This window comes from Nocardia sp. NPDC004722 (assembly GCF_053601505.1).
In genome coordinates this window covers 1-6593 of sequence record NZ_JBSGBY010000486.1, presented here as the reverse complement: position 1 = coordinate 6593, position 6593 = coordinate 1, and the positions used below count along the sequence as shown (strand labels likewise).

At 70.0% G+C, this 6593-nt stretch carries 7 protein-coding genes and 1 pseudogene; all 8 read left to right on the top strand.

Going from position 1 to position 6593, the window contains the following annotated elements:
* Nucleotides 1–764 (top strand): annotated as a pseudogene (locus tag ACWELQ_RS34140) (hypothetical protein); the annotation flags it as partial.
* A 14-nt stretch (nucleotides 765–778) separates the two neighbouring features.
* Nucleotides 779–898 carry a DUF6893 family small protein gene (locus ACWELQ_RS34135; RefSeq protein ID WP_379363050.1) on the top strand — a complete coding sequence of 40 codons (120 nt, stop codon included), beginning with the start codon at nucleotides 779–781 and terminating at the stop codon, nucleotides 896–898.
* A gap of 21 nt (nucleotides 899–919) precedes the next feature.
* Complete coding sequence (locus ACWELQ_RS34130) at nucleotides 920–1378, top strand: hydrogenase maturation protease (protein WP_452401153.1); 459 nt, start codon at nucleotides 920–922, stop codon at nucleotides 1376–1378.
* 3 nt (nucleotides 1379–1381) lie between these two features.
* Entirely contained in the window at nucleotides 1382–1624 is a 243-nt protein-coding gene (locus ACWELQ_RS34125) for a HypC/HybG/HupF family hydrogenase formation chaperone (protein ID WP_452401152.1), read from the top strand.
* A complete protein-coding gene (locus ACWELQ_RS34120) occupies nucleotides 1621–4257 on the top strand; it encodes a carbamoyltransferase HypF (protein ID WP_452401151.1) in 2637 nt (878 codons plus the stop codon). Before ACWELQ_RS34125 ends, ACWELQ_RS34120 begins: the two co-directional genes overlap by 4 nt.
* 16 nt (nucleotides 4258–4273) lie before the next feature.
* On the top strand, nucleotides 4274–4615 hold the full coding sequence (locus ACWELQ_RS34115; RefSeq protein WP_452401150.1) for a HypC/HybG/HupF family hydrogenase formation chaperone: 342 nt from the start codon (nucleotides 4274–4276) through the stop codon (nucleotides 4613–4615).
* Nucleotides 4612–5724, top strand: coding sequence for a hydrogenase formation protein HypD (gene hypD / locus ACWELQ_RS34110; RefSeq protein ID WP_452401149.1), 1113 nt, complete (start codon nucleotides 4612–4614; stop codon nucleotides 5722–5724). The genes ACWELQ_RS34115 and hypD overlap by 4 nt, the downstream gene beginning before the upstream one ends.
* A partial coding sequence (gene hypE / locus ACWELQ_RS34105; RefSeq protein ID WP_452401148.1) for a hydrogenase expression/formation protein HypE occupies nucleotides 5717–6593 on the top strand: 877 nt, incomplete at its 3' end. The genes hypD and hypE, both read left to right, overlap by 8 nt.

Genomic DNA, 6593 nt, shown 5'->3' with positions numbered 1-6593 from the left:
AAGTCCGGCGAGGTGTCCTCCGAGGGCGCGCACACATCGGCCACGCCGGTGGTGCCGTGCGCCCACGAGATCAGCGGCCAGCCGCCGACCGGCGCCCGCACGCCGTCGAGATCGCCGACGGCTGTGCGCAGCACCGCTGTTTCCCCGTGCTCGCGGGCCCGGCGGGCACGACCGACCTGCTGCTGGTCTCCCCGATCATCCTCTACGATCACCCCGAGATCGCCGCCCAGAGCGAGGGCCCGCTGTTCGACTCCACCGAGATCGACGAGATCCTCGCGCTGCGCGTGCTGACCATGACCGACGCGGAGAAACGCGAAGCCCGCGCCACCGACCCGCTCGCCGCCGAGATCATCGACCGCTGCGAGAGCCTCGACGCCGAGCGCCTGACCAACCTGCATGGCGTGCTGCGCGAATCCGCCGGGCCGCCGCGCCTGCTGCCCGCGCTGCCGGACGGCGTCGACTGGTGGGATCCGCTGGCCGACAACGCCGTTCGCCCGGACTCCGATGCGGTGGTGATCGCCGGAACGCTGGTCCGCAAGGGCAGCCGGGTGCGATTGCGGCCCGCGCGCCGCGCCGACGCCCAGGACCTGTTCTACGCGGGCCGCACCGCCCACGTGGTCACCGTGCACGAGGACGTCGACGGTGACGTGCACATCGGCGTGGTCGCCGAGGACGACCCCGCGGCCGAACTGCACGAATGGTACGGCCGCTACCTGTATTTCGCTCCCGACGAGATCGAGCCGCTGGACGGCTCACCCGAATGAAAGGAAGGCCGGACATGGCCACGGTAGGAATCATCGCGACGGTGATCGTCGGCGTGATCGCGGCGTTCGCGGTCGTCGTCGGCATGCTCTCGATCCCGGATATCCGCAGGTACTTCCGGATCCGGCACATGTGAGCGGGTGATCGCACGACACGGGTGCTGGTCGCGGGGATCGGCAATATCTTCCTCGGCGACGACGGATTCGGACCGGAGGTGGTGCGGCGGCTGCCGCCCGCCCGGCCCGACGGCGTGCGCGTCACCGACTACGGTATCCGCGGCATGCACCTGGCCTACGACCTGCTCGACGACTGGGACGCGCTGGTGCTGATCGACGCGCTCCCCGATCGCGGCGCACCGGGCCGGGTGGAGATCCTGCGCGCCGAACCCGACAGCGGCGCGGCCGGATTCGACGGCCACGCCATGACACCCGAGGCGGTTTTCCGGACCGTGCGGGCACTGGGCGGGACGGTGCCGCCCACCGTCGTGGTGGGTTGCCAGATCGGTTCCGTGGCCGAGGCCATGGGGTTGACCGAAGCGGTGGCCGCCGCCGTGCCCGACGCGGTCGCCGCGGTCGGCAGAGTGCTGACCGAACTGCTCGCCCGGCAGGAGGTCTGAGCCATGTGCCTGGGCATACCCGGTCTGGTCGTCGAGGTGCTCGACGGCTACCACGATCAGATCGCGCTGGTGGACGTGTCCGGTGAGCGGCGCAAGGTGAATATCGGCCTGCTGGAGGAGGATCCGGCGCGACCCGGCGACTGGGTGATCATCCACATGGGCCTGGCCGTGGAGAAGACGGACGAAGCCGGTGCGGCCGCTGCCCTTGACGGGCTGCGACTGCTGCGCGACGGGGACGCGCCATGAGCACGCGGGGCAAGGCCGCCCCGGCCACGCGGGTTACCGACGTTGCGGCCCTGCGGGTTACGGACGTTGCGGCCGCGCGGGGCGCGACCACTGCGGCTGGGCGGGGCGCGACCACTGCGGCTGGGCGGGGCGCGGACGTTGCGGCTGGGCGGGGTGCGGGCGTTGCGGCTGGGCGGGGTGCGGGAGTTGCGGCCGGGCAGGGTGCTGAGGCTGCCCGGCGGGAACGTCGGCGGGTGGTGGTGCGCGGGGTGGTGCAGGGCGTTGGGTTCCGGCCGTTCGTGTACACCACCGCCGCCGAACTCTCGCTCACCGGCGCGGTGTCCAACGACAGCGGTGGCGTGATCATCGAAATCGAGGGCGCGACAGGCGATCTCGACGAGTTCGTGCATCGGGTTCGGACCCGGCCGCCACCGCTGGCCGTCGTCGAGGCCGTCGAATGCGAAGCGCTGCCCGTGCGCGGCGGCACCGGCTTCCACATCGCCGCCACCACCCGCGGCGGTGCGGGCCGCACACTCGCTTCACCCGATGTGGCGATCTGCGCCGAATGCGTTGCGGACCTGTGTGATCCGGGCAACCGGCGCTACCGGCACCCGTTCGTGAACTGCACCAACTGCGGGCCGCGCTTCACCATCATCGCGAGCCTGCCCTACGACCGCGATCGCACCAGCATGGCCGGATTCCCGATGTGTGCGCGCTGCGCCCGCGAATACGCCGACCCCGCCGACCGCCGCTTCCACGCCCAGCCCATCGCCTGCCCGGACTGCGGTCCGCGCCTGTCGTATACCGGCCCCGGCGGCGGCGATGCGATCGCCGCCTCCCGGGAACTGCTGCGCGCCGGAGGAATTCTCGCGGTCAAGGGCATCGGCGGCTATCACCTCGCCTGCGACGCCGCCAACGAGTCCGCCGTAGCCGAGCTGCGCCGCCGGAAGCGGCGCGGCGACAAGCCTTTCGCCGTAATGACCCCGGACCTGGCCACCGCTCGTCGAATCGCCGTCATCGACGAAACGGCCGAGACGCTACTGACCGGACCGGCACGACCGATCGTGCTGCTTCCCCGCCTCGGCGCTGTGCCTCCACATGAGCGGCCATCGGAGGGGGACGGCCTGCGACCACATCCGGGGCGGCCCCTAGCGTCCGGAACCCACTCGGGCGCGGCAGAACTCGGCATGTTGGCGGCGTCCGTCGCGCCGGGCAATCCGGATCTGGGCGTCATGATCGCTTACACGCCATTGCATCTGCTGCTGTTCGGGCTGCCCGGTGACGAGCCCGGGCCGCGGGTGCTGGTTATGACTTCGGGCAATTTGGGCGGCGAGCCGATCTGCTACGACGACGCCGACGCGCGCACGCGGCTCACCGGTTTGGCCGACGCGTGGCTGTCCCATGATCGGCCGATTCTGGTGCCCTGTGATGACTCCGTGGTCAGGGTGGTGGACGGAATCGAGTTGCCGCTGCGTCGCTCTCGCGGGTACGCGCCGTTGCCGCTGGCGTTGCCGTGGCCGGTGCAACCCACCCTGGCCGTCGGCGCGGATCTCAAGAACACCTGTGCGGTCGGCGACGGACGGTACGCCTGGTTGAGTCAGCACATCGGCGACATGGACGATCTGGCGACCTTGCGGGCGTTCACCGATGCCGAGACCCATTTGGAGGAACTGACCGGGGTGCGCCCGGTGGCCTTGGCCGCCGACGCGCATCCGCGCTACCGCTCCACCGCCTGGGCGCGCGAGCATGCGGGGGAGCGGCCGGTGCGCGCGGTGCAGCACCATCACGCGCACATCGCTGCCGTCATGGGTGAGTACGGGCTCGATCCGGCGGTGACCGTGCTCGGAATCGCGTTCGACGGCACCGGATTCGGGCCCGACGGGGCGATCTGGGGTGGTGAGGTGCTCAGTGCCGGGTACAAGGGCTACCGGCGGCTGGCGCATCTGCGGTATGTGCCATTGGCCGGTGGTGATGTCAGCGTGCGCCGCCCGTACCGGATGGCCCTCGCCCATCTGCGTGCCGCCGGAATCGACTGGGCCGAGGACATTCCGGCCGTGCGAGCCTGCCCACCCGCCGAACGTTCGGTGCTCGCACACCAACTCGACACCGGCCTGGGCAGTGCGCCCACCTCGAGCATGGGCCGGCTGTTCGACGCGGTCGCCGCACTGGCCGGGGTGCGGTTCGAGGTCGACTACGAGGCGCAGGCCGCCATCGAACTGGAATGGCGAGCACGCGGCGTGGATCCGGGTGAGCGCCGCTATCGCTTCGCGGTTCCGACTCGGGGGCCCGATGGCGACACACCGGGCGGGATCGAGCCCGCCTCCGGCGCGATGGAGCCTGCCTTCGGCGCGATCGACTCTGCCCCGGTGGTCGCGGCCGTGGTCGACGATGTGCGCCAAAAGGTTCCGGTGGGCGTGATCGCTGCCCGCTTCCACGAGGCGGTGGCCCGGCTCGTGCTCGACCTGGCCGTCACCTACGCCACCCCGGCCACGCCCATCGTGCTGACCGGCGGTGTCTTCCAGAACGCGCTCCTGCTGTCCACGGCACGGGCGCTGCTACTGGACAACCAGTTTCCAGTCTTCACCGCGCATCGGCTGCCGCCCAACGACGGCGGTCTGGCATTCGGACAATTACTCGCCGCCGAGGCGGGTTGAGTGAAGGGAGCAGCGAATGTGCCTGGCAGTCCCGGGAAAGGTGCTCAGCCTGCAGGAACGCAACGGCACGCTGATGTCGATCGTGGACTTCGGCGGCGTGCAGAAGGACGTCTGCCTGCAATACATCCCCGACGCGGCCGTGGGCGACTACGTCGTGGTCCACGTCGGCTTCGCCATCCAGCGGCTCGACGAGGAATCGGCCATCCGGACCCTCGCCGAGTTCGAGCATCTCGGCGTCCTGAAGGAGGAATTCGGTGACGGATTCGCGCTCGCGGCCAAACAGGCCGGACTGGCGAATCCCGACACCGCGCCACAGCCCACCGCGCAACAATCGGATGAACCGGAGGTGAGGTCGTGAAGTACCTCGACGAATTCAGCAACCCCGAGCTGGCCGGGATACTCCTCGACCGCATCCGGGCCGGCGCCACCCGCCGCTGGGCGATCATGGAAGTCTGTGGCGGGCAGACACATTCGATCATCCGGCACGGCATCGACCAGCTGCTGCCCGACACCATCGAGATGATCCACGGTCCCGGCTGTCCGGTCTGCGTCACCCCGCTCGGCATGATCGACAAGGCCCTCGACATCGCCGCACAGCCCGGCGTGATCTTCTGCTCCTTCGGCGACATGCTGCGGGTGCCGGGCAGCAGCAAGGACCTGTTCCGGGTCAAGAGCGAGGGCGGCGACGTCCGCGTGGTGTACTCGCCGTTGGACGCGCTGGAACTGGCGCGGGCCAATCCGGACCGGCAGGTGGTGTTCTTCGGCATCGGCTTCGAGACCACCGCGCCAGCCAACGCCATGACCGTCTACCAGGCCAAACGCCTGGGCGTGCACAACTTCTCGCTGCTGGTTTCGCATGTGCTGGTGCCGCCCGCCATCGCCGCCATCATGGAATCACCGTCGTGCCGGGTGCAGGCATTCCTGGCCGCCGGGCACGTCTGCACCGTGATGGGCACCCACGAATACCCGCCGCTGGCCGAGAAGTACCGGGTTCCGGTGGTGGTCACCGGATTCGAGCCGCTCGACATCCTCGAAGGCATCCGGCGCACCGTGCTGCAACTCGAGTCCGGCCGCCACGAAGTCGAGAACGCATATCCCAGAGCGGTAGCGGCGGAAGGGAATCCGGTCGCCAAGACCATGCTGGAGGATGTCTTCGAGGTCACCGATCGGGCCTGGCGCGGCATCGGCGTCATCCCGCAGAGCGGCTGGCGGCTCTCGCCGCGCTACCGCGAATTCGATGCCGAACACCGCTTCGCCGTCGCCGACATGCAGACCGCGGAATCCTCGATCTGCCGCTCCGGCGAGGTCCTGCAAGGACTGATCAAACCGCACGAGTGCGCGGCCTTCGGCAAACAGTGCACGCCACGAAATCCCTTGGGCGCCACCATGGTGTCCTCGGAGGGCGCGTGCGCCGCCTACTACCTGTACCGGCGGCTGGACCTGCCCGCGGAGGTGGCTCATGCGTGAGGAGATCTCGGTCCCGGTGGACCTGGCGAACTGGGTGTGCCCCATGCCGTTACGGGATTCCCCGAATATCGTCATGGGGCACGGCGGCGGCGGTGCCATGTCGGGGGAACTGGTCGAGCACCTGTTCCTGCCCGCGTTCGGCGCGGCCGGACAGGCGGGGATGGGCGATTCGGCGGTGCTCACCGTCGGTACGGCCCGCCTCGCGTTCAGCACCGACTCGTTCGTGGTGAAACCGATGGTGTTCCCGGGCGGTTCGATCGGGGAGCTCGCCGTCAACGGCACGGTCAACGACCTGGCCATGTCGGGGGCGCGGCCGTTGGCCCTGTCGACGGCGTTCATCCTCGAGGAGGGCACACTGCTGGCCGAGATCGCCCAGATCGCGGGGGCCATGGGCACCGCGGCGCTGGCGGCGGGCGTCAGCCTCGTCACCGGCGACACCAAGGTGGTCGACGCCGGGCACGGCGACCGCGTGTACATCAACACCGCGGGCATCGGCGTGATCGACGATGGCATCGACATCCGCCCCCAGCGGGCGAGCGTCGGCGACGTGGTGATCGTCAGTGGAGACATCGGACTGCACGGGGTCGCCGTGCTCAGCTGCCGTCAGGGACTCGAATTCGAGACCACGGTGTGCAGCGACACCGCACCCCTGCACGGCCTGGTCGCCGCCATGATCGCCACCGGAGCCGACCTGCACGTGCTGCGCGACCCCACCCGCGGCGGCCTGGCCGCCTCCCTCAACGAGATCGCGCATACCGCGAAAGTCGGTGTGGCACTGGACGAGCGGACCATCCCGATCCCACCCGAGATCCGCGACGCCTGCGGCCTGCTCGGCGGTCGGCAACACGCGCCCGAGTCTATCCGCAGAG